Raw genomic sequence first — 25,065 nt, forward strand, 5'->3', positions numbered from 1 at the left:
GGAACAGTATTTGTAAATAAGCAATCCACTTTCAGGACAGACAACATGCCGTTTGGAGGATTCAAAAGCAGCGGCGTTGGAAAAGAAGGAATTAAATATTCTGTCGAAGAGATGACAAAAACAAAATTGATTGGATTGAATTTAAGATAAAAAATAAGTTATGGAAATTATTTTAAATAATTTTCCACAAGGTTACGTGTTTCATTTAATGATTCCATTGGAATTCCTTTGGGCATGGCTCCAAGGTCTCCGTCAACATCCTTGAGGATGCTTCCTCCCATTCCAAGGAACATTCCTTCGCTTACAATGTCACTGAATGATTGGGGTGGAAGCAGGGAAACTCCAACCTTGTTATCGTCTTTGACGTTCATATCATTGGTGACGACAGTAATTGCGCGTTTTCCTAAATTAACATTGCAGATTAAAAGATTATCGTTTTTAGGATGCTTTGTGACGCTCATCACTTCTCCGACCTTGATGTCAACACCCATGATAGGGTCATTGATCGGACCTAAAGCCAAACGGTCTTTCAAACCGATAATTGTGTCCAAAAAGAATCTCACTTTTGCAATGTTTTCTTGGGTTTTTTCCCTATCTTCTTTCGGAGCATTGCTTAAAAATTTTTTATTCCAGTCAGGACCACCTAAACATTCTATAATCTTTAAACCTTTTTCTTTTAAAGCCGCAACATCTGGAGAATTAGTCAATTCATCTCCTTCCAAATAAGAATATGTTAATGATTGAAAATCACTGTTCATTTGTTTTCCTAAGTCAATAGCTTGTTTTTTATTCCAACTTCCTCTAAAGGAAGCTGTAGGAATAAGATTCAAGTAATTTTCTCTTGCTTTACTTGCCACTAAAATTCTATAATCTTTGGTTGTATCCCACATTTCAAGTCCTCTTTTTTGTCTAAATTATATTTTTGTTTTATAATTTTATAAGTTTTTTGTAAATAAGGCGATTTTAAACTTTAAAAAACATAAACTATTTATATTAACAATAAAATAAATTTATACATATTTATTAATTATTATTGTGGTGTAAAAATGGTAGAAGTTTCAAAATTACGCAGTTTAGATATTTATACAAACACTGGACATTATGTGGGTCGTGTCGAAGATGTTGTTCTTAACATTAGATTAGGAACCATTTCAAAATTACAAGTAAGAGCAATTGAACAAGAAAGAAAACCGGCAGGTTTGGTTAATTCATTTTTAGGAAGCATTCGTGGAGAAGTTCCTGAAGAAAATAATATGAGATCTTTCCAAAGTGACTTATTAACTGTGGACTTTGATAAAGTTCAAGCAATTGGAGACATTATGTTAATCAATCCGAGGGATATCAAAAAAGTAATTCCTGAACCACAAATTCCTGAAGGTGTGGCTCCAACTCAACCTGAAACTCAACCACAAAAAGAAACTCAAGTTCAATTCGATGCTGAAAGATTATAGATAATCTTTCCCAATTCTTTTTTTATTTATTTTTATTTAGATTCAATATTTAGTGTGATTTTTATGAAAGTAGGAATTATAGGCTGTGGAGCTATTGCCAATCTCATTGCCAGCAGCATTGTCCCGGAAGATAACGGTATTGATATAGCATATTTCTTTGATAAGGATATTGAAAGAGCTGAGAATTTAGCATCATTAGCCGGGGGCGTGGCAGTACTTCACTTTGATGAAATGTTAAACGATGTCGATTTAGTTTTAGAATGCGCTTCACCTGATTCCGTCAAGTATTTCGCACCAAAAGTTTTGAAACAGGGCATTGACATGATTATTATGAGCATTGGTGCGTTTATGGATAAGGAATTTTATACTGAAATCCTATCTATAGCTAAGGAAAATGGTGCCAAGATTCATTTGCCGTCAGGTGCTGTAGTTGGTTTGGATGGAATAAAAGCGGTTGCCAAATTTGGTTTGAAGGAAGTAACTCTCGTAACTCGCAAATCCCCTAAATCTCTTGGAAAGGACATTGATGTTGAAGAGGTATTGTTTGAAGGAAAGGCATCCGAAGCGGTTAAGGAATTTCCATTAAACATTAATGTTGCAGCAACCATCAGCCTTGCCTGCAATAAGGATATAGATGTAAAGATAATTGTAGATCCTAATGTTGACAGGAATGTTCATGAAATCACAGCCAAAGGGGACTTTGGTGAATTCAAAACAATAACCATGAACTATCCATGTTCAGCCAATCCAAAAACAAGCATGTTGGCAGCACTATCTGCAATCAGATTGCTTAAGAGTTTTAACGAAACTATTAGTGTGGGAATGTAATGAAGGAATATGAAGTTTATTCATCTTTGAAAGTTCCTAAAAATTCTAAAATAATTGTCAGGTTAGATGGTAGAAGTTTTCATCAGCTATCTAAAGATTTGAATTTAAATAAGCCATATGATGAGGATTTTTGCAAAGTAATGTCTGATGTTTGCACAGGCCTATTTAAAGAATTCTCACCGCTTTTTGTTTATACTTTTTCAGATGAGATAAGCTTGCTTTTTGACCATATCCCATTCGATGGCCGAGTTGAAAAAATCAACTCAGTAATAGCCAGTTTCGCAGCAAGTTCCTTTGCCATGAATTATGGTGCCGAGTTTAAAAAGCCTCCCGCATTCGATTCGAGGATTATTCCAATAAGCGATGAGGACATTTTGAAATATTTTAAATGGAGACAGGACGAATCATGGAGAAATTGTGTAAATTCCCATGGCATTTTTTACCTCAAATCAAAGTATTCGAATGATGAGGCAAACGATAAAATAAATGGTATGAACTTAAGTGATGTCCATGAATTATTGTTTGAAAATGGGATTAACTTAAACGATGTTGAAACTTACAAAAAACGTGGCGTGGGAGTGTATAGGAAAAATAAAAAAGTCACTGGTTTCAATAAAAAAAAGAATAAGCAACAAACATCCTACAGAAGCTTCATATATGTGGACTGGAAATTACCGATATTCAACGAAGACTTCTTTAAGGAAATTAATGTGATAAAATGAGTTTCATTTCAAAAATATTCGGAAATGATGAAGAGGAATTTAATGAGGTTCGGGTTGACCGTGAAGTTTTAGATTCCGTAATATACTACTCAAAAAAAGCATATCCGAATGAATTTTTAGCATTTTTCGATGGCCAGATAAAAGATAAGGTTCTTTATATCACAGGTTTGATATTCCTTCCCGGAGAAACATGTGAAACTGGAGCTGTTGTTCACACGGAACTCATTCCAATGAATACCAAATACTTCGGATCCGTCCATTCACACCCAGGTCCAAGTGCAAGCCCATCTGATGCAGATTTGATGACTTTCTCAAGAAACGGCTATTTTCACATGATAGTATGTTTGCCTTACTCAGTTGAAACATTTAAAGCTTATGATCGTTACGGAAATCATTTAGATTATACTTTGGGGGATTATGGCTATTTGGTTGAAGATACCGACAATGATTTTTTCGATGAAGATGATGTTTTAAAAGAGGATGATGAATTCACACCTGGTTTTTTCGATGAAGATGATGATGAATTTTTCAAGACTCTTGATGAGGAGCCGGCTAATCATTATGAGGAATTTGAGAAAAGTCAAATGAACGGCCATAATCAGGTCATAAGAATCGAAATCAATCCTGACGGCACAGTTAAAAGGGTGTCAAGGGAATTTAAAAAATAGTTTTTTTTTAAAAAAAGTAAAAAAATAAAAAACAATATGGTGAAAATCGTTTTTTATTTATAAGTCAAGTCCAATAGCTTCATAAACATTGTCTAAAGCTTGGATTTCTTTTATGACGCTTTGTGGAATTTCTTTGTCCAAAGTTAAAATCATGATGGCTCTTCCGCCTTTTTCATCTCTTCCAACTTGCATAATTCCAATGTTTACGCCATGTTCGCCTAATTTGGTTCCTATTTTACCGATGCTTCCAGGGACATCCTCATATTTTGCAATGAACATGTGTCCTTCAGGAATAACATCTACCCAATAATCGTTTACTTTCAATATTCTTTCTTCGTGAAGGATGGTTCCTTCAGCAGAGAACATGTCTTCTGCACTTTTAGCGGTAACTTTGATTAATGAGTCATATCCTTTTGCATTGTTTTTTCTTCCTTCAGTAATGCTTATTCCTCTGTCTTTAGCTACAAGTGAAGCATTTACTGCATTTACAGGGGAACTTAAGAAAGGATTTACAGCACCTTGAATAACGGTCCTTGTTAAGATTTCCAAATTGTCGATTTCAGATAATTCTCCACTGTAAACAATTTCGATTTCTTTGATTTTACCGTTTACTGCTTGGGATATGAAACTGCCTAATTTTTCACATAAACTCAAGTATGGAGATACTTCCTGGTAAGTTTTGTGATCAATGCGAGGCATATTCAATACGTTTTTAGGGGTTCCGCCTTTGAATAAGTCGATAATCTCATCAGCGACAATGATAGCTGCATCTCTTTGTGCTTCTTTAGTTGAAGCAGCTATGTGTGGAGTCAATACTATATTGTCCAGTTCAAATAATTTTGAGTCTTCTGCTGGTGGTTCGTCTTCGTATACGTCTAATGCCGCTCCACCAATTTTGTCATTGGCTAATGCATCGTATAATGCCTCTTCATCGATGATTCCACCACGAGCACAATTGGTAATGAATGCTGTGTCTTTCATTGTTTCAAACTCTTCTGTGGAAATCAAGTGTTTGGTTTCAGGAGTAAGAGGTACGTGAATTGTAATGAAGTCGGCGTTTTTCAATACGGTTTCTAAATCGGTCAATTCAACACCCATTTGTTTTGCGACTTCTTCAGGCAAGTATGGATCGTAAGCCATAGCTTCCATTTCGAATGCTTTGCATCTGTTCACTACTTGGGAACCGATTCTACCCATTCCAATTACACCTAGGGTTTTGTTTCTAAGTTCAACACCCATGAACTTTTTCTTTTCCCATTTGCCTTCTTTTACAGATTTATCCGCAATAGCTAATTTGCGAGCCATTGTGAGTAAAAGTCCCATTGTATGTTCTGCAACGGTAATGGAAGTTGATTCAGGTGAGTTCACAACCATAATACCTTTTTCGGTTGCTGCATCGAGGTCAATGTTGTCTACTCCAACACCCGCTCTTGCAATAATTTTCATGTTGTCCGCTTTTTGGATAAGGTCTGCGGTAAGTTTAGTTCTACTTCGAACTACGATTCCGTCATATTCATGAATGGTATCTGCTAATTCTTCAGGAGTGATGCTGGTATCTACAACAACTTCAGCTACTTCCTTTAAATTTTCAATACCCTTTTCGTTAATAGCATCAGCAATAAGCACTTTCATATTTTCACCATAATAATTGTTTTTAGAAAGAATATTTAATAATAAATATTAGTTAAATATCTATTTTTTATTATATTTATAATTTCATTAAATATTATATTTCAACAATATTTTAATAAGATAAATCAAATAATTATTAGCGAGGATGTTATCATCCATAAAAAATTTAAGGAGAAGATATTATGGTATCAGTACAAGAGTTTCCTATATCAACTGCAAACGATATTCCAGGATTCAGGATTGTAGAGACAAAAGGATTTATTTACGGTTTAACTGTCAGAAGTAGGGGTGCTGGAGGACAAATCGGAGCAGGTATCAAATCTCTCTTTGGTGGTGAAATCACCCAATATGTTAAAATGATGGAAGAGTCAAGGGAAGAAGCGTTGCACAGGGCAATCCAACATGCAAAAGAGTTAGGCGCAAACGGAATTGTTGCAATCAGATTCGATTCAAACGAAATATCCGATGTAATGCAAGAAATTCTTGTTTATGGAACCGCTGTTGTAGTTGAAAAAGAATAGTGATAACATGTTTTTTGACAACCTGGAATTTAAAGGTGAATCAATACCTCAAACAATATTAGGTTATGGTCCATTTATGGCTGAACTTTATTTTGGCCATAGATCCAGGCTGTATCAGATTGATTTGTATGACAATCCGCAGAATACTGCAAATATCATCATTGAAGCTTACAATCAAGGAATTCGAGCTATTAACTTGGTAAATGACTCAAAGTTACTTGAAGCTTATGATATCGCTAAGGAAAATGGCTGTGAAATGAAAGTAATAGCGACAATCGGAAAAAGTGATGTCGATTATTTAAATCCGAATTATGATGTAGCAAAAGAAGTTGATTGGGATGATGATATCGAGCTGTTCAGCAAATATGACTGTCCTTTGATGCTTGTCGACGAATTCATCACTGATGGTCATGACTGGAAATTAATTTCAAAAATCCTGTCTGAAATTAACAATACTGGGGCGCTTTCAGGTCTTGTGAGTGCATTTCCTTCAAAAACAGCAGATTTAATTAAGGATAATCTAGATTTGGACTTATTTGATTTTTACATGATTCCATTCAATTCATTATCATATATGATGGACATAAGCGCTTTCAATCCATCTCAAAGGAAAGAATTTGAGCAAAAATTAATAGATTTGGATAAAAAAGTGATAGCTACTCGTATTTTGGCGGCAGGCGTTTTAAAACCTAGGGACGTATTTGAATTTTTCAAAAAGATTGATTATATAGATTTAATCAGTTTGGGAGTTGCAAGTGTCGATGAAGCAAAAGAGGATTTCTCCCTTTTGAAGCAATATTAGAATTTGATTACTTCATATTCTTCAAAAGGAACTAACTTGTCCTCTTCAAGTGTTTCATTAAGTATTTTCAATCCATTGATTAAATCTGTAATATTTTTATTTGATGGCTTTTTGCCGGTAATCTGCAGGTATTGCCTTGGAGAGATTTCGCACAGTTCGCATTCAAAATTGCAGCACCTGTCCTTTTCTTCACAACCGTATCCCTCTTGGGTTTCATCTGTTCCAATCACGATGTCGTCCAGTATTCTTGAAACTCTTTCGTCGGATGCGAACATGGCTATTTTTTGTGTTTTTCCACAGATTCCAATGGCTTTTTGGCCAGCATAGTTGCAAACCCATTTTATTGGATAATTTTCCATTTCGGTAATTTGTAAATTTTCCATTTTATCACATTAATTTTCCTTTCTTTCTCTAATCATTTTCAGCAATTCTTTTGAATTTTCGAATTCCTTCAATTCCCATGATTTGATTACGGGTATGGTTCCAATAGATTCTTTTATTTTCTCGTTATTAATTATAAACACAGGTTCTGAAGTTGTAACCATTGATAAATCTTTTAAAGGAATGGCCATTCTTTTTAAGGTTTTTTCAGTCCTGTTTTTTTCAACATTTGCAATTAATGGGGATTCCTTTTCTGAACTTTTCATTTTAGCGACCGCATCAAATGGGCTTTTATTGGTTGAAACTACTCCATAACCTAGTTTTGATAAATCAAGAGTATCATCGCTGCTGTTATATTCAATTTCTTCTTTTTGAGGTTGTTTTAATAAGTCGATGTCTAAAGTGACTTTTGTATTCAGGATTTCTTCAAGTATCATTGCGGTTTCAGTGTTTGCGCGAACGATTTCATTTTCATATTTGTACATTGTAGCCCGGGATACATGGGCAAGGTCTGCCAAATCCTTTAGGGAAAGTGAATATTCCTCTCTGTATTGCTTTATAACGTTCCCGTCGATTTTAACAAAATATCCTCCTCTGTCTGCCAGGATTTCAGGATATTCATTGTAAAGAATCATGTTTTTCAAGGTGTCAAAGCCAATGGCTGGAATGTCATACCTTTCATAGATTACTCCCTCTTCCAGATATCCGTTTCTTGATTTTTCGCCGATGATGATTGGTGAAGCAAGGAATATGTTGGATAGCTGTTTCATTTCATAAGCATTGCGTTCATTAATGCTGTCTATATTTTGAAATGTTTTTAAAAGAAGAATCAGCAGGTTTTTGCGAGCTACAATATCAAAGGATCCTTGGTCATAAATATCGGATGTTTTATAACCTTGAGACCTTAACAGGCTTTCAATATTTTTCAGCAGCTGGCTTCGAGTTAACATATTAAATACCTCTTGTTTAAACTATATATTGTTTTAACTAATAATATATTGTTATACTTTAAGGTGATTATAATTAATATTTTACACATTGGAATTGATGACACTGACTCTCCGGATGGAATGTGCACAACATATCTGGCAAGTCAGATAATCAACAGGCTTGAGGATAACGGCATTGAATTGTTGGATTATCCAAAATTAATCAGATTAAACCCATTCGCCCGATTCAAGACACGGGGCAATGGGGGGGTCAGTCTAAAAATATCAAATGACAATAAAGTCAGTTTGGCAAAGCAGATTGTTTTGGATGAAGTTAAAAAGCTTTCCATGTTTGATTGTGACAATACGAATCCTGGCGTAATCTTTTATGAGGGGGAGATAACATCTGAAATGGAAGATTATGCTTTCAGGGCAATTTATGAATTCATCACTATCAAGGAGGCCGAGGAATTCGGAAAATCAGTCGGTTGTGAAATCCATAAATTCAAAAAGGGAAGGGGAATAATCGGATCAATTGCGGCCATCAGCTTGCCTTTGGATGATTTTACTTATGAGCTATTGGCTTATAGAAGCTCTGAAAATTACGGAACCAAAAGGCGGATTGATTATGATTCTGTTTATATGATGGATAAGGAGACATTCCCTGACACTTTCGAGAACATTGATTATTCTGAAGATTATATTGCAATAGAGCCTAAAACACCTTGTCCTGTTTTATATGGAATCAGGTCAAATGCAGTTGAAGCGCTTTACCGTGCAAAGGACATTGTTGAAGTTTCAGAACCGATTGTCGATTGGTGTATCTTCAAGACAAATCAGCACACCGACATGCATATTCAAAAGGCTAATAGTATAGCTGAAATGAGGCAATTCGGATGTTATGAAGTCGTGGGAAAAGTCAAAAACAGGCCTAAAATCATTGATGGGGGCCACATGTTCTTTTATATTTGTGATGAGTCCGGCGAAATCGAATGCGGAGCATATGAGCCAACAAAAGATTTCAGAAAAATTGTCTCACATTTGAAGCCTGGTGATATTGTAAGGGTCTTCGGCGGTATTGGAGAGCAAAATACTTTTAACATAGAAAAGTTTCAGGTTGTTAAACTAAATGATGTGGAATATAGAAATCCGATATGCGAATGTGGAAAAACCATGACCTCCGCTGGAAAAAACAAGGGTTTCAAATGCAAGAAATGTGGAAATAAAATTAAATCCAGTGAAAAAGTTCCTATTAAAATCAAGCGTAATTTAAAAAATGGTTGGTTTTACGAAACACCGGTTTCTGCAAGACGCCATTTGTCAAAACCGCTCTGTAGAATGGATTTATTTTAAATAAAAGATATATTGTTTGTATTTTTAAATTTAAATAATTTTTATTCAAATATTAATGTTCACTTTTTGTGAAATAATTGTCATTTTTTAACTATTTTTATTCGTGTTTGTTGAACTTTTGAGAACCAAATCCTATTAATTTATATACTGGTTGTTTGAAAGATAGATTTAATTAGCACATTTATTGTGTTGGGTGGGAGAGGGTATTATTTCAAACAATGATGATTCAACGACAGATGTTCAACATATATATCGTAATAAAACTGATAAGCGTATTTTGAAGAAAAATCCTTGGAAGGATTATGGTTTACATATTTCAGTACTTGTTTTAGTGATAATTGCCGAGTTAATCGGACCAATTGAAATTAATCTATCAAAAAGTGTTTCTGTTTCAATAATGCCGTTGTTGTATACGATGGTTTTAGGTTTGATATTTTATTTGGCAAAGCCGATTACATGGATTCAAAGAAAACAGGCTCGTGTCGCTGAAGGGGCGATGATGCTTTTTATTGGTGTTTTGATTGCAAAATTGGCTGTTTCCAGTGGTCAATCAATTCATTTGATCTTTCAGATGGGTCCCGCATTGATGCTGCAGGAATTGGGGCACTTGGCAACAATCCTGATTGCACTTCCTGTTGCATTGCTTTTAGGATTTAAAAGAGAAACAATAGGTATGACAAACTCCATTGGACGTGAACCTGAAGTTGCTGTCGTTGTTGATAAATATGGATTCAACTCTCCTGAAGCAAGAGGAATATTTGCATTGTTCATTGTCGGAACAATAATTGGAACAGTATTTATTAGTTTTTTAACCAGCATTTCCGTATCTTTATTGCCTTTGCACCCATTTGCATTTGCTATGGCAAGTGGTGTTGGAAGTGCCAGTATGAATGCTGCTTCCCTCGGACCTACTCTCGCCGCATTTCCTGCATTGGAAACTCAAATTGAGGCATTCGCAGGATTTAGTAATCTGCTTTCATTTTCAGTTGGAATTTACATTGTAATATTCATTGCAATTCCTTTATGCGAAAAGTTATATTCCATTCTGGAGCCGAAAATTGGAAGAGATGCAATAATAGATGAGGATGGGGGTGAATAAAATGGTCGAGCTTATTGACGGATCTGAAAATGTATCTGTCCATGGTATTTTCAATTGGATTCTTTTATTGGCTATCTTTTCTGTTATAACTTGCATAGGAAATTATATTGGGTATGAGCATCCTATTGGAGATTCTTTAGTGGGTATGGGCATTTTGTCACTCATAACATTAATTGGAGTTTGGATGGAAAGAAAGCTTCCACTTAATATTTCTTCAATTATTTATATCAGCGTAATAGGAATCATCATTGCTCTTCCTATAATGCCAACATCAAGTTTTGTTCTTCACTATGTCTCTCAAGTTGAACTTCTATCTATAGTGACAGTATTTTTGGCTTATGTCGGTATTGGTATGGGAAAAAGTTGGAATGAATTCAAAGCCCTTGGTTGGAGAGCGGTGATTGTTACAATTCTCGTAATCGCTTCAACATATTTGGGGTCAGCTATTGTGGCTCATATAATCCTTGTTTTGACTGGTGTTCCAGTTTAATCTCATTTATTTTATTTCCTATTAGGTGAAAAACAATTATATTTTTTATAAATTTTTATTCTTATTTTGTGAATTTTTGAAAAATAAATGTTATTAATTTATATAATATGTTTTAGGTAAATTATAATATACTTTAGTGGTATTTATAAATACTTTTCATATTTAATCGGGAGTGGGTTTTTATTCCGATGAGAGATAATGATGGGCAAGTTGAGCACATTTATCGTGAAAAAACGGATAGAAGGATTTTAAGGAAAAATCCATGGAAAGATGTCAGATTACATGGTACAGTTCTAGTTTTAGTAGTTATTGCTGAATTAATAGGCACAATAACCATTCCACTTTCACATGATGTTAAGATTACAATAATGCCGCTTATTTATACTATTATTTTAGGCTTGGCTTTCTATTTGGTGAAACCTATCAAGTGGATTCATAGAAAGCAGGCTCGTATCGCTGAAGGAGCGATGATGCTTTTTATTGGTGTTTTGATTGCAAAATTGGCTGTTTCCAGTGGTCAATCAATAGCTTTGATTTTTGATATGGGTCCGGCATTAATCTTGCAGGAATTAGGGCATTTGGCAACCATTTTAGTTCTCCCTATTGCTTTGCTTTTAGGATTTAAAAAGGAATCCATTGGTATGACCAATTCAATAGGAAGGGAACCGAATGTAGCTGTTGTAGTTGATAAATATGGTTTCAATTCTCCCGAATCAAGAGGAGTATTTGCAATTTTCATTATCGGAACCGTAATCGGTACAATATTTATCAGTTTCCTAGTTACCTTTTCATTATCCTTCTTGCCTCTGCATCCGTACGCATTTGCTATGGCCAGTGGTGTGGGCAGTGCAAGTATGAATGCTGCTGCCATCGGACCGACTCTTGCCGCGTTTCCGGGAATGGAAACTCAAATTGAGGCATTTGCAGGATTCAGTAACTTGCTTTCATTCTGTGTCGGAATTTACATTGTAATATTCGTTGCACTTCCGTTAACCGAAAAAATGTATAACTGGTTTGAACCTAAAATTGGAAGGGATTCGATTGTAAAAACTAAGGAGGATGATTAGATGCCTGATTTTATCGACGGGTCTGAAAATGTTTCAGTGCACGGTATTTTCAATTGGATCTTGCTGCTGCTGATTTTTTCAATTATTACTGTAATAGGTAACTATTTAGGTTATAAACACCCTATAGGTGATTCATTTATTGGAATGTGTATTCTGTCTTTAATTACACTTGTTGGTGTTTGGCTGGAAAGGGAACTTCCATTCAACATATCTTCCATTCTTTACATAAGTGTAATGGGCATTATTCTTGCATTTCCTGGAATGCCTACCTCTCAAACAGTGCTTTATTATGTTTCTCATGTAGAGCTTTTATCTATCGTTACAGTATTCTTGGCTTATGTTGGTATTGGAATGGGTAAAAGCTGGGACGAATTTAAGGCTTTAGGTTGGAGAGCCATTGTTATTACTATTCTGGTCATCGCAGCAACTTATTATGGTGCGGCTATTGTAGCGCACATCGTATTGGTCGCCACTGGTGTTCCAGCAGTTTAAGGTTTATTTTGTAAAATTGTTTTTCCTTGTAAGTTAACTATTTAATACTACTTTTTACATATATTAATGATAGGTGTTTTATGTTTTTACAAAATATTTCTAGATTTATTTCAAACTATCGCTATGAACAGGCAACTGTAGAATCCATCACTACCGTTAAGGCTGCTTTTTTGGACTTTTTTGGAGTAACCTACAGAGGAGTGGGTGAAGAAGCTTCAAAAATTGCATACAATACAGTTGAGGAAATATTTTTTGGAATTTCCAATTTGAATTTAAACGCCACAGTCATTGGTAAAAATGTTAAAACCGACATATTAAGCGCAGCATTTTTAAATGCCGTTTCAGCTCATGTGCTTGAATTGGATGATGGCCACAGAGGCGCACAGATTCATTTGGGGGCAGTAATTTTTCCGACTGCACTGGCCATTAGCGAATCATATAACCTAAGCGGAAGGGAATTCCTGGAAGGCGTAATGGTAGGATATGAAGTTGGGATTCTATTGGGTAAAATAGTAAATCCTGAACATAGGAATAAGGGATTCCACACAACCGGTACCATAGGCACATTCATTGCAGGGGCAGTCGCCTCTAAGCTATTGGACCTAGATGAGGAACAGACATTAAACGCATTGGGTTTATGTGGAACACAGGCTGCAGGACTTTTGGAATCCGACCATGGGGGATCTATGGGCAAGGCATTGCATGCTGGAAAAGCAGCATACAACGGATTGCTCTCCGCCCTTTTGGCAAGAAATGGATTTACAGGTAGTGGCACTATCTTTGAAGGCAATGAAGGATTTCTAAAAACAATGGTTTTTGACAATACTGATTACACTATGGAAAATTTCTCATTGGAAGATGCTCTGAAGGATGTGGGAAAGGTCAGAGTGAGAGACATTTACTTTAAGAAATATCCATTTTGCAGACATATCCATTCTTCAATCGACACTGCATTAAAGCTTAAGGCCAGCATAGGAGATGAATATACTCACATTGAAAATGTAGCAGTTAAGACTTATGAGATTGCAGCAGAACACAATAATTTCAATCCGAAGAACATGGAAGAGCTTAAGCAAAGCTTGCCTTATGCAGTAGCAATCTCTCTTGTTGTCGGAGAAGTCAGTGTCGATAGACTAAACCAGTTAATAGATTATGGTCTTTTAGAGAATTATTCAACTGTGGATGTTGTAAACAGCATAAAGGAAATAGCAAGCAAAATGGTCGTCCTTTCGGATGACAAGTTAAATGAGCTATATCCTGATAAACGGCCGTCTAATGTTGTAATCAAATTGGATGAATCATTTAGAAACGGAATTTTCCAGAACATTACGATGCTTCCGAAAGGTGATTTCGAAAATCCTTTCCAGTTAAGGGAACTGATTGACAAGTTCAAGCTCTTAAATCCTATTTATGATGTCAAAAATTTAACTGTAATCGATTCATTGGAAGAGTATTCAATGGGCTATGTTGTCAAAAAATTAAATGGGTAGATAATATGGATGAAACAAAAGAATTTCTTAAAGAAATCGGTATTGAAGACACTAGCAAAGATTTTCAATCAGAAAAACGATTCAAGGATGGAGGACAGTATCGTTTTGAAGTTCCGGGAATTCAATCTCCAAACACCATGAATGCCCTTTTAAAAGAATCAGTAAAAAATAACATTTTCATACACAGGGTCACTCAAACCAAAGGAATAATGATGTTGACTGATGAGGAAATTGAAAAAATGGTCAGCTTGGCAATTACTTACGGTTGCGAGCTATTTTTGGCAGTGGGTCCAAGAGCAACTTATGATACCTCAGCAACAGTCCATACTAAAGAAGGAAGCAGAATAGGCTATAGGTTACGTGGCTATGATAATCTGGTTTATGCTATAGAAGACGTTAAGAGAGCTTGCAGGTTAGGCGTTAGGGGAATATTGCTATATGATGAAGGATTGTTGTGGACTTTAAATAAAATGAAAAAGGCAGGTGAAATTCCGTTAAATGTTCACTTTAAATTATCCGCTCATGCAGGCCATTCAAATCCGGCTTCTGCTAAATTGCTGGAGGGTATAGGTCTCAATTCTCTAAATCCTGTTCGCGATTTGCAGATTCCTATGATTGCGGCAATTAGAAATGCCATTGATATTCCGATTGATTTGCACACTGAAAACCCTAAATCCACGGGAGGATTCATAAGACATTACGAAGTGCCCGACTTCATCCGGGTGGCGGCTCCGGTTTACTTAAAAACAGGAGGGTCTGTTGCAACAAATCATAATTGGGACACTACAGAAAAAGAGGCAATTGCTCGCATAAAGCAAGTTAAATTAGTTAAAAGAGTAATTGATACTTATTTGCCTGATGCAGTCGCATCACCAACTGATTCTAATTATTTATCAATTCCAGAGTGATTTTATGGATATTGTCAATGAGATTTCCAAATCAATCATCAAAGCATCAACTTGTTTATCTGATGATAAATTAAAGGCTTTAAAAAAGGCTATCGATTTGGAAACCAATGAAAATGCTTCCTGGTGTCTGTCACAGATTTTGGAAAATTATAAAGTCGCCGAAAATACTGGTTTTCCATTGTGTGATGATACAGGAATTCCTCATGCAATTATTGAAATTGGGGAAAATAGGCAAATAACAGGGGGGCTTTTAAATCAGATTCATGAAGGAATTGCTTTAGGTTTGGATAACCTTCCGGCAAGGCCAATGGCAGTCAAAGGTGATGAAATTGAAAGAATCGAGCAGTCCAAAGGTTTATATGAAAATCCGGGAATGCTTAAACCGGCATCCATTTTGCTGGATACAATAAATGACGAATCGACTTATAAAAGGGACATCTCGCCAGATACATTGAATATCCATTTTCTACTGGAAGGCGGCGGACCCGAAATAAGAGCGAAAACATTCAGGGTTTATCATCAGCGTTCTTTTGATAATGTAATTGGGACTGCAATTGACTGGCTTGGTGAATCATTGAAAATGTTGGGTTGCACCCCATCCATTCCATCAATTGGGATTGGAAGAACGCATTTTGAGGCAACAGCCCTTATGCTGAAATCCATTGTCTATGGGAATCTGGACAATCAAAGTGAAATAGAGCAATTCGTTACATCAAAATTAAATGAAACCGGCATTGGTCCATTGGGTTTCGGTGGAAAAACGACCGTACTTGGGTCATATGTTAATATTGGAAATCAAAGGGCAAGCGGCGTTAGGATAGTTTCGGTTAGGCCATCTTGCTTTGTCGAACCCAGAGTTGCAACTCTTAAGTTGTAAAATTTATATTTAAGCAAAATCTTATTTAAATCAATAAAACAAGGAAAAAGATTATGAAGGAAAATAATTTTAAGGTAAATCCTCATTCACTAAGAACCGCAGTATCAAAAGTGGAAGAAAATAAAATAGTTACAAGAGGATATAATCAAAGGGATCTGATTGAAAAGATTAGATACAGTGATATGGTTTTCCTGCTTCTTAAGGGAAGATTACCTACCATTATGGAAGGGAAGATATTTAACCATGTATTGGTTTCATTCTGTGATCATGGAGTCACACCACCCAGCACTCAAACTGCACGTCTGATTGCTTCTTCAGATTCGCCTATGAATTCTGCTGTTGCAGGGGCATTGCTGTCCTTTGGGCATAAACATGCGGGAGCCATTGAAAAGGCAATGGAATTGTACCAGTCTAAAATCAGCTCATTGTACATAACAGAGGATTCAGACCTTGATAACAGGCAAATTGCAAGCTTAGCTATTGATGTTTATAATGAGTATGTCGGCAATAAAAAGATACCTGGCTTTGGACACAGATATCACGATGTCGATCCCCGTGCAGATAAACTAATGGAACTTGTCATAAAGGAAGGATTTGTTGGTCCACATATCAAGTTGGCATTGGCAATTGAAGATTTGATTTATGAAAAGAAAGGAATTAGGCTCAATGTTGACGGTGCAAATGCCGCAATATTGTCAGATTTGGGATTTTCTCCTGATTTGGGTCTAGGGGTATTCATAATCGGAAGGGTCCCTGGAATTATTGCACATATTCATGAAGAAAAAATGGAAGAAGAGGAATTTAGACGTTTCTGCGATCTTGATGACATAGAATATATAGGTAGATGATAACATGGAATTTATTGATGTAATAAATGAAAGGTACAGTATGAGAGGATTTCTGGACAAGGAAGTCGAAAAGGAAAAACTAGAATATGTCTTAAAAGCAGCTACAATAGCTCCAACAGGTGTCAATGCACAACCTTTTAAAGTTTATGTAATCGATACCAAGAAATACAAGGATGAGCTGTCTGAAATTTACGGCGCAAAATGGTTTGTCGAAGCTCCATATGTATTATGTGTTGTGGCTTTAAAGGACAAGGCATGGACCAGGCCATGGGATAAGAAAAATATTGCAGATATTGATGCAACAATAGTGATGGACCATATGATTCTTGCAGCAACCGATGTTGGATTGGGCACATGTTATATTGGCGCATTTAAGAAATATAAAGCTCATAAATTCTTGAACTTGGATGAAAACGAGGAACCGGTATTGTTCACTCCATTAGGCTATGGCAATGCAGAACCAAGAGACACTCCAAGAATGGATTTGGACGAATTTGTCGTTTACATGGATTAAAATGCAACTTTTAATATTGGGTGCAGAAAATTCAAAGGAAATGGAAGAGATTTCCATGGAACTGTCTGCAGAAAAATTCAAGACCATTGAAGGAAATGAAAATTTCATATTGATGAGGAAAAGGAGATACGGAAATCTCTTGATTCAGGGAGTTTGCCTGGTGTTGGCATTGATGGTTTCCGCACTTTTTCTATTCATTAATCTGGCTTATTTCACATATTCATATCTTTGGGCATCCCCTCATGTTTTGATTACAACAGAAAAGGTGGGGGAAAATGGTGAAAGGCTAGAATTCAATAGCATGGAAGAGGTTCTAGAAAAAGCAAATGCTACTCTATGATTTCATCCACGCTGTACTCTTCTATTTTTCTAATCAATAACGGACTTTTGGCATAGACGTACTCGGATTCTTCACCGATTTTCGCATCAATGAATACCTTATCCACGTCAGGTTCCGTAAAGAGAGCTATTATGTCATTCACGAAGTCATCATAGCACTTTTGAACTTCTTCATCACTAAAGCCAAGGTGAGGAATTTCATTGGTCCAGATGTCGCTTCCGGGCGAAAACTTTTTATCGATTATTTTATTGTCCTTGATTTCGCTGTCCAACGTTAATGAAAAGTCCTTGTTTAATATAATCCATACTGCTCTATCCATACATATTCCTTTATAATGAATAATATAAATATTATGAAGTTGAAATTAAGAGTAGTGTTTAATATGGCAAATGTTAAAATGTTTAAATTACTGGGAGTAATGTTGGCTGTAATGCTAATCGTATGGGGAATATCTCCAATAATAAGACATCAGCCTTTAACAAATGATGTCATTGCAACCGCAATCATTCTGATTTTGATAGCTATTGCATACCTGATAATAATGTTCAACCCCTCCTGGACAAAGGCGGTTTTCTTTTTCGAAGGAATCGTCATTGGTGTCAGTGGGTATATGCTATTGGATTTTCCCTACAACATAGAACTTCTTATTGTGGGTTTGATTATTGTAATAATAGCAATTTTAGCTTATTTACAGAAACTACCGCCAAGTATATTGAAATGGTTCTATAAATAACTTATTTCTTTTTTATTCTTTTTTTTATCTATTTTATTCATGTTAATATTTTGTTTTGAATACTTTTTTTTAACTTATTTCAAATTTTGGCTATTTTTACTAATATTAAATCGTAAAAGATATATATATTGCTTAATAAAAATAAATACACCATGGTGATTAATTATGGCAGAGATATCAGACGCAATCGCAATGATAAAAAAAGCTGAATCTGATGCTGAACAACTTATTGTTGATTCCGAGTCTCAATCAAAAGACTTAATAGCTGAATCTAAATTAAAAGCTGAGGAATACATTTCAGAAGTTGAAGTCGCAGCTGAAGAAGAAGCGAAAAAAACTGTTTTTGATGCAGAAGATAAAGCTAAAAAAGAAGCGCAATCAATTGCAGAGCAGTCTAAAGGTGAAGTAAAAGCCTTAAAAGACAAAGCTATGGCAAATGTTGATGAAGCTGCTTCTATAATTGTCAAAAATATTTTGTAGTGTGAGTTTATATGTTCAAGACAGCTAGAATGCGTAAAATTAGAATTGTTACACTGGAAAAGTATGTGGCTCCTACAGTGGACGCTCTCCACGAGTCAGGACTCATACAAGTCAGTGATATTTCTGAAAGCATTCAGCAAGATCCTGAATTGGCGGAACTAGTAACTCCTTCAAAAGCTACTCCTTATACTGGGAAACTATCTTCACTTCTCATGAAAACAAACGGTATATCTGAACTGTTAGGAAATTCTTTATCAGAAGGCCATGGGTTAAAAGACACTTTAATGTCTTTTATTAGTCCAGATTTGCCTGTTCAAAAAGAAGTCAAGAAATTAGATACTCCTGCTTTTATTGAAAAAGCTGAAGATACATTGGCCCAGGTTGAAAGTAAAACAAGCGTTATTGAAGGTAAATTATCCGCACTCGACGCTGAAACAAGTGAACTACAGTCTAATAAAAGTTTGGCTAAACGTTTATCTAATTTTGACATGGATTTAGCTCTTTTAAAAGATTCAAAGTACACTTCTACTACTGTTGGAAGGATTAACGCTGAATCTGCTTCAGAAATCAAAAATGAATTAAGTAAATTGACAGACGAATTAGAAGTATTTACTGTTCCTATGGATGATAAGGAAGGAGAAATTATCACTGTAGTAACATTAAAAGAATTTAGTGATGATGTTTATTCAACACTTCGTAAATTCGACTTTGAGAAAATTGAAGTAGGTGATGTTGAAGGTACTCCTCAACATGTTATTTCAAAAGCTGATTCCAGGTTATTAACTATTGATTCAGAACGTGCCGCTGTAAAAACAGAGTTAAGGGCAGTTGCTGAACAATGGGACGATGAGATATTGGCTCTCAAAGAACAACTAGAAAATGAAAAAGAAAAGAACGAAATTCTTTCATCTTTTGTTCAAACTAAAGACGCTTATGTTCTTGAAGCATGGGTGCCTGTCAAAGACACAGAAAAAGTTGAACAACTGGTTGAAAAAAGTTCTGACGGACATTGTGCCTTTGAAACAATAGAGGTTGAAGGTACAGATGATGAAAATGTTCCTGTTTTACAACAAAACGGATGGTATGCAAAACCTTTCGAATACCTTGTAGATATGTACGCTCCAGTACGTTACAATGCAATGGATCCAACAATATTTGTTGCAATTACATTCCCATTCTTCTTCGGGTTCTGTTTAACTGATGCAATTTATGGTTTAGTTGTATCCGCTATTGGTGTTGTATTATTAAGAGGATTAGGTAAGGTTAAAGAATCAATGCGTTCATTCGGTTGGATTTTAATCTGGTCAGGTCTGTGGGCCGTTATACTAGGTTTATTAACCAACGGTTTCATTGGGGACTTCCCTGAAAGAATAGCCGGTTTCCGTTTGCCAACTGTATTTGCTCCTGTTGAAGCATTTGTACACCCTGATACTATTTTATTAATAGCTATCGGAGTTGGTCTTATTTACACCAATATCGGATTTATATTGGGTGCAATTAACAACTTAAGATACGGAAATGTAAAAGATGCTATCGGTTCTCAAATTTGTTGGTTTGTTTTCGAAGCTGGTATTATCTTACTTGCTTTAGGATTCATGATGCCTGCAATCGGCATGATTGGTATGGTATTAGGTGGAATTTTAATACTTGCAACTATCGGAATGTTAGTATGGGCTAATGGTGCATACGGTGTAATGGATATTTTCGGTTACATGGGTGATGTGTTATCCTACGCTCGTCTTTTAGCATTATGTTTAGCTACTGGTGGTATTGCTATGACAGTAAACATCTTAGCTCAAATGTTAAACAATATGGTTCCATATGCTGGAATTGTTCTTGCAATATTCATATTCATATTCGGTCATATTGCAAACTTCGCTTTCCAAGTATTAGGTGCATTTATTAACGCTTTACGTCTTAACTATGTAGAGTTCTTCTCACAATTCTTCATGGAAGGTAAAGGTAAATTCGATGCTTTCAAAGCAAAAAGGACATTTACAAAACTTAAAAATTAGAAATTTTTCATTAATATATTAAAATTAAATTTAAAAAATCAATATTATTTCAAAGGTGATTAAATATGGCAGAAATTGCTTTAGGTACTGCTTTAGCAGCTATTGGTGCTGGAGTGGCAATTGGATTTGCTGGATTAGGTTCCGGTTTAGGACAAGGTATGGCAGCTGCTGGTTCTGTAGGTGCAGTTGCAGAAGACAATGACATGTTTGCAAGAGGTATTATTTTCTCTGCATTACCAGAAACACAAGCTATTTACGGTTTCTTGGTTGCAATCTTATTATTAGTATTCTCCGGATTATTAGGAGGAGGACAAGGATTACCTACTGAAGCAGGTATTGTAGCTATTGGTGTAGGAGCATCCATCGGATTTGCTGGTTTAGGTTCCGGTATGGGACAAGGTATGGCAGCAGCATCCTCTGTAGGTGCAATTGTAGAAGATAATGATATGTTTGCTCGTGGTATTATTTTCTCTGCATTACCAGAGACACAAGCTATTTACGGTTTCTTGATTGCTATTTTACTTATGGTATTCGGTGGAATCTTAGGTTAAGGAGGCAATTTATATGAGCTCAGGCACAGATAAAATTGTTTCAAGCATTATGTCTGAAGCCCAAGAGAAAGCTGATGTAATCATTCAAGATGCAAACGCAAACGTTTCAGAAATTACCGCAAAAGCTGAAAAAACTGCAGAAGCAGAAAAACTTAAAATTTTAGACAATGGTAAAAAACAATCTGATATGAGATATCAGCAAATTATCTCTGAAGCTAAGATGAATGCTCGTAGAGCAAAGTTAGGGGCTAAAGAAGAAGTCATCGAAGCTGCTTTCAATCAAGCAACTGGTGAATTAAAAGAAAAAGCTTCTTCATTAAGTCCGGATTATGAAGATTCATTAAGTAAAATGATTAAAGAGGCTGCTGATGAAATCGGTAGTGATGATTTAATTATTCAATTAAATGAAGCTGACACAAACAAACTTAAACAGGAAATATCTTCAGACAATACTTTTGAATTAGATGGAATTAAATTCCAAGTTGGTGAACCTATCGATGTTATTGGTGGAGCGATCTTAAAAACAAGTAATGGAGATATTGAAGTAAATAACACTATTGAAGCTAGATTAGAAAGATTTAAAAGTATCTTACGTAGTGAAGTTGCTAACGTTTTATTTAAATAAATTAGGAGGATAAATTATGGCAGATGAAATTGCTACATTAATAAGTTCTGTAGGACTTACACAAGAAACTTTCTTGGTATTCTGTGTACTCGCAGTGCTTATTGTTGGTGCAGTAGTTGTAATCATTACATCCAGACCAATTTTGGACATTTATCCTTATCTTAACCCAAGTGCAAGAGTAAGAGCTAGAAAAGGAAGATTATTTGATGAAAAACAAATTTCTGAAATTGTTGAAACCAACAATGTTGAAGAAGTTGAAAATTATCTCAAAGGTATTCCTGAATACGCTGATGTTTTAGATGAATATCCACTTGACAAAGCATTAGATGTAGAACGTGCAAATACTTATGACTTCGTTGCAAGAGTAGCACCAAAAGACATTAAAGATCCTTTTGTTGTAATGTCTAAAAAGACCGATATCGATAATATCAAAAGTCTTTTAACCGCAAAAGAAGTTGGTCTCACTCCAGATGAAACTAAAGAATTATTGATACCTTGCGGATCTTTATATCCTCAATTAGAATCTTTAGCCGATTCTGAAAACGTAACTGACATTGTCACAAGTTTAGATAACACTGAATATGCACAGGCTTTAGAAGATGCTCTTCCACAGTATGAAGATACTAATATGATTCTTCCATTAGAATCTGCTTTAGATAAATACTATTTAGGCAAATTATTACGTTCTACTGACGTTCCTTCCGATGAAAATAAACAAATTTTATACTCATATGTTGGAACTCAAGTTGATGTATCTAATCTTAAACTAATTATAAGGGCTAAAGAAGATGGCCTTGATTATGATGCAATCTCTCCTTATATATTAGAAGAAGGATACCAATTACGTGAATGGAAACTTAAAGATTTAATGGAATCTCCGGATGTTACAAACGTGATTTCCGGATTAGAAGGAACTAAATATGCTGATGCATTGACTGATGTGGTGCCTGTTTACAACGAAACAGGATCCGTAGCAGTATTCGAAAAAGCATTAGACGTTTATGCTTCCGAGTATTCAAAATCTTTAGCATCTAAAAAACCATTAGGTATTGGTCCAATTATTGGTTATTTAAGTCAAAAAGAAAGCGAAATTAAAAATTTAAAAATTATTGCAAGAGCAAAAAGAGAGGTTGATTTCCCTAATTCTAAAATCATGGAGATGTTAATATGAGTTCAGTAGCGATTATTGGTGATATTGACACAGTTTCAGGTTTTAGACTTGGTGGTGTCAAACAAGCAGTAGTAGTAAATACTCCTGAAGAAGCTATTGCAGCTTTTGATAAATTTTTAGAAGACGAAATTTCAATTATTATCATTACTCAGTTAATGGCAAATGAAATAAGAGAACATATTAATAGGAAAATTGGTTCTGATGTTTTACCAATGATAATTGAAATACCTGATAAAGATGGGTCCTCAGAAGGATCATCTGATCAAATAAATGACCTTATTAAAAGAGTTATCGGGGTAGAGATGGTTAAATGATTATTGAAGGAAATATTATTAAGATTGCTGGGCCTGTTATTGTCGCAGATGGTATGAGAGGGGCTCAGATGCTTGAGATGGTTAGGGTAGGTGACGAGAAGCTTATCGGAGAAATCATCGAGCTCGAAGGTGACACCGCAACTATCCAAGTATATGAAGAAACAGCCGGTATCCAACCGGGTGAAGTAGTTGAATGTACTGGTGGAGCATTGTCCGTAGAACTTGGTCCTGGTATCATGAGTTCTATTTACGATGGTATCCAAAGGCCTCTAAGAATCATCAGAGAAGCATCTGGTGATTTCATTGCAAGGGGTATTGATGTAGATTCCATCAACAAAGAGAAAAAATGGGCTTTCAAACCAGTAGCAAAAGTCGGAGATGTTTTACAAGCTGGAGACGTTCTTGGAGAAGTACAAGAAACCACTGCAGTTTTACACAAAATCATGGTTCCTCCAGCACTCGAAGGTGAAGTAACCGAAATTGCAGCTGAAGGCGAATACACTGTATTAGATGATATCGCTGAAGTTGGAGGACAAAAAGTTCAAATGCTCCAAAAATGGCCTGTAAAAAGAAGCCGTCCATATGTAAGAAAATTAGACCCTGATATACCTTTAGTAACCGGTCAAAGAGCACAAGACACTTTCTTCTCTGTAGCTAAAGGTGGGGCAGCAGCTATTCCAGGTCCTTTCGGATCAGGTAAAACTGTTACACAACAACAATTAGCTAAATGGGCAGATGCAGACATCGTTGTATATATCGGATGTGGAGAACGTGGTAACGAAATGACTGAAGTACTTACCGAATTCCCATTCCTCGACGACCCTAAAACAGGTAACCCATTGATGGACAGAACTGTTCTTATTGCAAACACTTCCAACATGCCGGTAGCAGCTCGTGAAGCATGTGTATATACTGGTATTACCATTGCTGAATACTACCGTGACCAAGGTTACGACGTAGCGCTCATGGCAGACTCAACTTCAAGATGGGCAGAAGCTATGAGGGAAATTTCAGGAAGGCTGGAAGAAATGCCTGGGGAAGAAGGTTACCCTGCATACTTAGCATCCAGATTAGCTCAATTCTACGAAAGAGCTGGAAGAGTAGAAACTATCGGTACAGAATCAAAAGTAGCATCTATTTCTGTAGTTGGTGCAGTATCCCCTCCTGGTGGGGACTTATCCGAACCTGTTACTCAAAACACATTACGTATCTGTAAAGTGTTCTGGGCATTAGACGCATCTCTTGCAGATAAACGTCACTTCCCTTCAATCGACTGGCTACAAAGTTATTCCTTATATGTAGACAGTATTGAAGGCTGGTGGGCTGAAAATGTAGCTCCAGATTGGAGAGCAACTCGTGACCAAGCTATGAGTTTATTACAAAAAGAATCAGAGTTACAAGAAATTGTACAATTAGTTGGTCCTGATGCATTACCTGAAACTGACCAAGCTACTTTAGAAACTACCCGTATGTTAAGAGAAGATTTCTTACAGCAAAACGCATTTGATGATGTAGATACATACTGTGCTCCTTCCAAACAGTACCAAATGTTAAAAACAATTTTATTATTCTACAAAGAATCTCTTGCAGCAGTTAACAGAGGTGCACCAATTGCAACTATTGCATCCTTACCTGTTAAAGAAGAAATCGGTAAAATGAAATACATACACCAAGATGAATTTGATGCAAAAATTGCTGAAATTCAATCCGCAATTACTAAACAATGCAGTGAGGCTTAAAAATGAATACAAATATTAAAACTAG

Annotated in this window: 31 protein-coding genes; 26 read left to right on the top strand and 5 right to left on the bottom strand. The window is 35.8% G+C overall.

Going from position 1 to position 25,065, the window contains the following annotated elements; translation table 11 throughout:
* A partial coding sequence (locus Q0W25_RS06460; RefSeq protein WP_298520448.1) for an aldehyde dehydrogenase family protein occupies window positions 1-150 on the top strand: 150 nt, incomplete at its 5' end.
* 17 nt (window positions 151-167) lie between these two features.
* On the opposite strand, the gene Q0W25_RS06465 is transcribed toward Q0W25_RS06460, so the two are convergent.
* Window positions 168-890, bottom strand: a complete 723-nt coding sequence (locus tag Q0W25_RS06465; protein WP_297825329.1) for a tRNA-binding protein — start codon at window positions 888-890, stop codon at window positions 168-170.
* 156 nt (window positions 891-1,046) lie between these two features.
* Between Q0W25_RS06465 and Q0W25_RS06470 the strand changes: the two genes are divergently transcribed.
* The 4 genes from Q0W25_RS06470 (at window position 1,047) to Q0W25_RS06485 (ending at window position 3,669) form a co-directional block, all read left to right on the top strand.
* On the top strand, window positions 1,047-1,451 hold the full coding sequence (locus Q0W25_RS06470) for a PRC-barrel domain-containing protein (protein WP_297825326.1): 405 nt from the start codon (window positions 1,047-1,049) through the stop codon (window positions 1,449-1,451).
* A 63-nt stretch (window positions 1,452-1,514) separates the two neighbouring features.
* Window positions 1,515-2,279 (top strand): aspartate dehydrogenase, encoded by a 765-nt coding sequence (locus tag Q0W25_RS06475; protein WP_298520387.1) that lies wholly within the window; start codon window positions 1,515-1,517, stop codon window positions 2,277-2,279.
* Window positions 2,279-3,001, top strand: a complete 723-nt coding sequence (locus Q0W25_RS06480) for a tRNA(His) guanylyltransferase Thg1 family protein (protein ID WP_298520390.1) — start codon at window positions 2,279-2,281, stop codon at window positions 2,999-3,001. Before Q0W25_RS06475 ends, Q0W25_RS06480 begins: the two co-directional genes overlap by 1 nt.
* On the top strand, window positions 2,998-3,669 hold the full coding sequence (locus Q0W25_RS06485; RefSeq protein ID WP_298520393.1) for a Mov34/MPN/PAD-1 family protein: 672 nt from the start codon (window positions 2,998-3,000) through the stop codon (window positions 3,667-3,669). Before Q0W25_RS06480 ends, Q0W25_RS06485 begins: the two co-directional genes overlap by 4 nt.
* Window positions 3,670-3,726: 57 nt before the next feature.
* Here the strand turns inward: Q0W25_RS06485 and serA are convergent, their stop codons facing one another.
* Complete coding sequence (gene serA / locus Q0W25_RS06490) at window positions 3,727-5,301, bottom strand: phosphoglycerate dehydrogenase (RefSeq protein ID WP_298520396.1); 1,575 nt, start codon at window positions 5,299-5,301, stop codon at window positions 3,727-3,729.
* A 182-nt stretch (window positions 5,302-5,483) separates the two neighbouring features.
* Here serA and Q0W25_RS06495 point away from each other — a divergent pair, with 182 nt between their 5' ends.
* Window positions 5,484-5,822: a heavy metal-binding domain-containing protein gene (locus Q0W25_RS06495; protein WP_297825312.1), complete on the top strand. Its 339-nt coding sequence runs from the start codon at window positions 5,484-5,486 to the stop codon at window positions 5,820-5,822.
* Window positions 5,823-5,829: 7 nt separating this feature from the next.
* Window positions 5,830-6,624, top strand: coding sequence for a hypothetical protein (locus tag Q0W25_RS06500; protein ID WP_298520399.1), 795 nt, complete (start codon window positions 5,830-5,832; stop codon window positions 6,622-6,624).
* Here the strand turns inward: Q0W25_RS06500 and Q0W25_RS06505 are convergent.
* Window positions 6,621-7,007, bottom strand: coding sequence for a hypothetical protein (locus Q0W25_RS06505; protein ID WP_297825308.1), 387 nt, complete (start codon window positions 7,005-7,007; stop codon window positions 6,621-6,623). The two genes, Q0W25_RS06500 and Q0W25_RS06505, sit on opposite strands and share 4 nt — an antisense overlap.
* 9 nt (window positions 7,008-7,016) lie before the next feature.
* Window positions 7,017-7,955: a transcriptional regulator gene (locus tag Q0W25_RS06510; RefSeq protein WP_297825304.1), complete on the bottom strand. Its 939-nt coding sequence runs from the start codon at window positions 7,953-7,955 to the stop codon at window positions 7,017-7,019.
* A 63-nt stretch (window positions 7,956-8,018) separates the two neighbouring features.
* On the opposite strand from Q0W25_RS06510, the gene Q0W25_RS06515 reads away from it, so the two are divergent.
* From Q0W25_RS06515 to Q0W25_RS06565, 11 genes are all read left to right on the top strand, one after another.
* Entirely contained in the window at window positions 8,019-9,287 is a 1,269-nt protein-coding gene (locus Q0W25_RS06515; protein ID WP_298520403.1) for a tRNA(Ile)(2)-agmatinylcytidine synthase, read from the top strand.
* Window positions 9,288-9,480: 193 nt separating this feature from the next.
* A complete protein-coding gene (locus Q0W25_RS06520; RefSeq protein ID WP_298520406.1) occupies window positions 9,481-10,386 on the top strand; it encodes a DUF3100 domain-containing protein in 906 nt (301 codons plus the stop codon).
* A gap of 1 nt (window position 10,387) precedes the next feature.
* A complete protein-coding gene (locus Q0W25_RS06525) occupies window positions 10,388-10,876 on the top strand; it encodes a hypothetical protein (protein ID WP_298520409.1) in 489 nt (162 codons plus the stop codon).
* A 188-nt stretch (window positions 10,877-11,064) separates the two neighbouring features.
* Window positions 11,065-11,943, top strand: a complete 879-nt coding sequence (locus Q0W25_RS06530; protein ID WP_298520412.1) for a DUF3100 domain-containing protein — start codon at window positions 11,065-11,067, stop codon at window positions 11,941-11,943.
* Window positions 11,944-12,435: a hypothetical protein gene (locus tag Q0W25_RS06535; protein ID WP_298520415.1), complete on the top strand. Its 492-nt coding sequence runs from the start codon at window positions 11,944-11,946 to the stop codon at window positions 12,433-12,435.
* Window positions 12,436-12,515: 80 nt separating this feature from the next.
* A complete protein-coding gene (locus Q0W25_RS06540) occupies window positions 12,516-13,925 on the top strand; it encodes an MmgE/PrpD family protein (RefSeq protein WP_298520418.1) in 1,410 nt (469 codons plus the stop codon).
* A 5-nt stretch (window positions 13,926-13,930) separates the two neighbouring features.
* Window positions 13,931-14,833, top strand: a complete 903-nt coding sequence (locus Q0W25_RS06545) for a peptidase (RefSeq protein ID WP_298520421.1) — start codon at window positions 13,931-13,933, stop codon at window positions 14,831-14,833.
* Window positions 14,834-14,837: 4 nt separating this feature from the next.
* Window positions 14,838-15,710 carry a fumarate hydratase gene (locus Q0W25_RS06550; protein WP_298520424.1) on the top strand — a complete coding sequence of 291 codons (873 nt, stop codon included), beginning with the start codon at window positions 14,838-14,840 and terminating at the stop codon, window positions 15,708-15,710.
* 53 nt (window positions 15,711-15,763) lie between these two features.
* On the top strand, window positions 15,764-16,558 hold the full coding sequence (locus Q0W25_RS06555; RefSeq protein WP_298520427.1) for a citryl-CoA lyase: 795 nt from the start codon (window positions 15,764-15,766) through the stop codon (window positions 16,556-16,558).
* Between the two features lie 4 nt (window positions 16,559-16,562).
* Window positions 16,563-17,072, top strand: a complete 510-nt coding sequence (locus Q0W25_RS06560) for a nitroreductase family protein (protein ID WP_297825276.1) — start codon at window positions 16,563-16,565, stop codon at window positions 17,070-17,072.
* A gap of 1 nt (window position 17,073) precedes the next feature.
* Window positions 17,074-17,412: a hypothetical protein gene (locus Q0W25_RS06565; RefSeq protein ID WP_298520431.1), complete on the top strand. Its 339-nt coding sequence runs from the start codon at window positions 17,074-17,076 to the stop codon at window positions 17,410-17,412.
* Here Q0W25_RS06565 and Q0W25_RS06570 read toward each other — a convergent pair.
* Window positions 17,402-17,731 (bottom strand): hypothetical protein, encoded by a 330-nt coding sequence (locus Q0W25_RS06570; protein WP_298520433.1) that lies wholly within the window; start codon window positions 17,729-17,731, stop codon window positions 17,402-17,404. The genes Q0W25_RS06565 and Q0W25_RS06570 overlap by 11 nt on opposite strands.
* 63 nt (window positions 17,732-17,794) lie before the next feature.
* On the opposite strand from Q0W25_RS06570, the gene Q0W25_RS06575 reads away from it, so the two are divergent.
* The 8 genes from Q0W25_RS06575 to Q0W25_RS06610 all read left to right on the top strand — a co-directional run bounded on the left by Q0W25_RS06575 (window position 17,795) and on the right by Q0W25_RS06610 (window position 25,040).
* Window positions 17,795-18,145: a hypothetical protein gene (locus Q0W25_RS06575; protein WP_297825267.1), complete on the top strand. Its 351-nt coding sequence runs from the start codon at window positions 17,795-17,797 to the stop codon at window positions 18,143-18,145.
* A gap of 165 nt (window positions 18,146-18,310) precedes the next feature.
* Window positions 18,311-18,625 (top strand): V-type ATP synthase subunit H, encoded by a 315-nt coding sequence (locus Q0W25_RS06580; RefSeq protein WP_297825265.1) that lies wholly within the window; start codon window positions 18,311-18,313, stop codon window positions 18,623-18,625.
* A gap of 11 nt (window positions 18,626-18,636) precedes the next feature.
* On the top strand, window positions 18,637-20,640 hold the full coding sequence (locus tag Q0W25_RS06585) for a V-type ATP synthase subunit I (RefSeq protein WP_298520437.1): 2,004 nt from the start codon (window positions 18,637-18,639) through the stop codon (window positions 20,638-20,640).
* 65 nt (window positions 20,641-20,705) lie between these two features.
* Window positions 20,706-21,191, top strand: a complete 486-nt coding sequence (locus tag Q0W25_RS06590; RefSeq protein ID WP_067041004.1) for an ATP synthase subunit K — start codon at window positions 20,706-20,708, stop codon at window positions 21,189-21,191.
* A 13-nt stretch (window positions 21,192-21,204) separates the two neighbouring features.
* Window positions 21,205-21,816 carry a V-type ATP synthase subunit E gene (locus Q0W25_RS06595; protein WP_298520440.1) on the top strand — a complete coding sequence of 204 codons (612 nt, stop codon included), beginning with the start codon at window positions 21,205-21,207 and terminating at the stop codon, window positions 21,814-21,816.
* A gap of 16 nt (window positions 21,817-21,832) precedes the next feature.
* Window positions 21,833-22,987 (top strand): V-type ATP synthase subunit C, encoded by a 1,155-nt coding sequence (locus tag Q0W25_RS06600; protein ID WP_297825255.1) that lies wholly within the window; start codon window positions 21,833-21,835, stop codon window positions 22,985-22,987.
* Complete coding sequence (locus Q0W25_RS06605) at window positions 22,984-23,301, top strand: V-type ATP synthase subunit F (protein ID WP_297825252.1); 318 nt, start codon at window positions 22,984-22,986, stop codon at window positions 23,299-23,301. The genes Q0W25_RS06600 and Q0W25_RS06605 overlap by 4 nt, the downstream gene beginning before the upstream one ends.
* The gene (locus tag Q0W25_RS06610; RefSeq protein ID WP_298520445.1) at window positions 23,298-25,040 is read left to right on the top strand and encodes an ATP synthase subunit A; all 1,743 of its coding nucleotides are present in this window, start codon (window positions 23,298-23,300) and stop codon (window positions 25,038-25,040) included. Before Q0W25_RS06605 ends, Q0W25_RS06610 begins: the two co-directional genes overlap by 4 nt.
* Window positions 25,041-25,065 lie beyond the last annotated feature (25 nt).

It is taken from the genome of uncultured Methanobrevibacter sp., from assembly GCF_947166415.1.
In the GTDB taxonomy this organism is placed as follows: Archaea; Methanobacteriota; Methanobacteria; order Methanobacteriales; family Methanobacteriaceae; genus Methanocatella.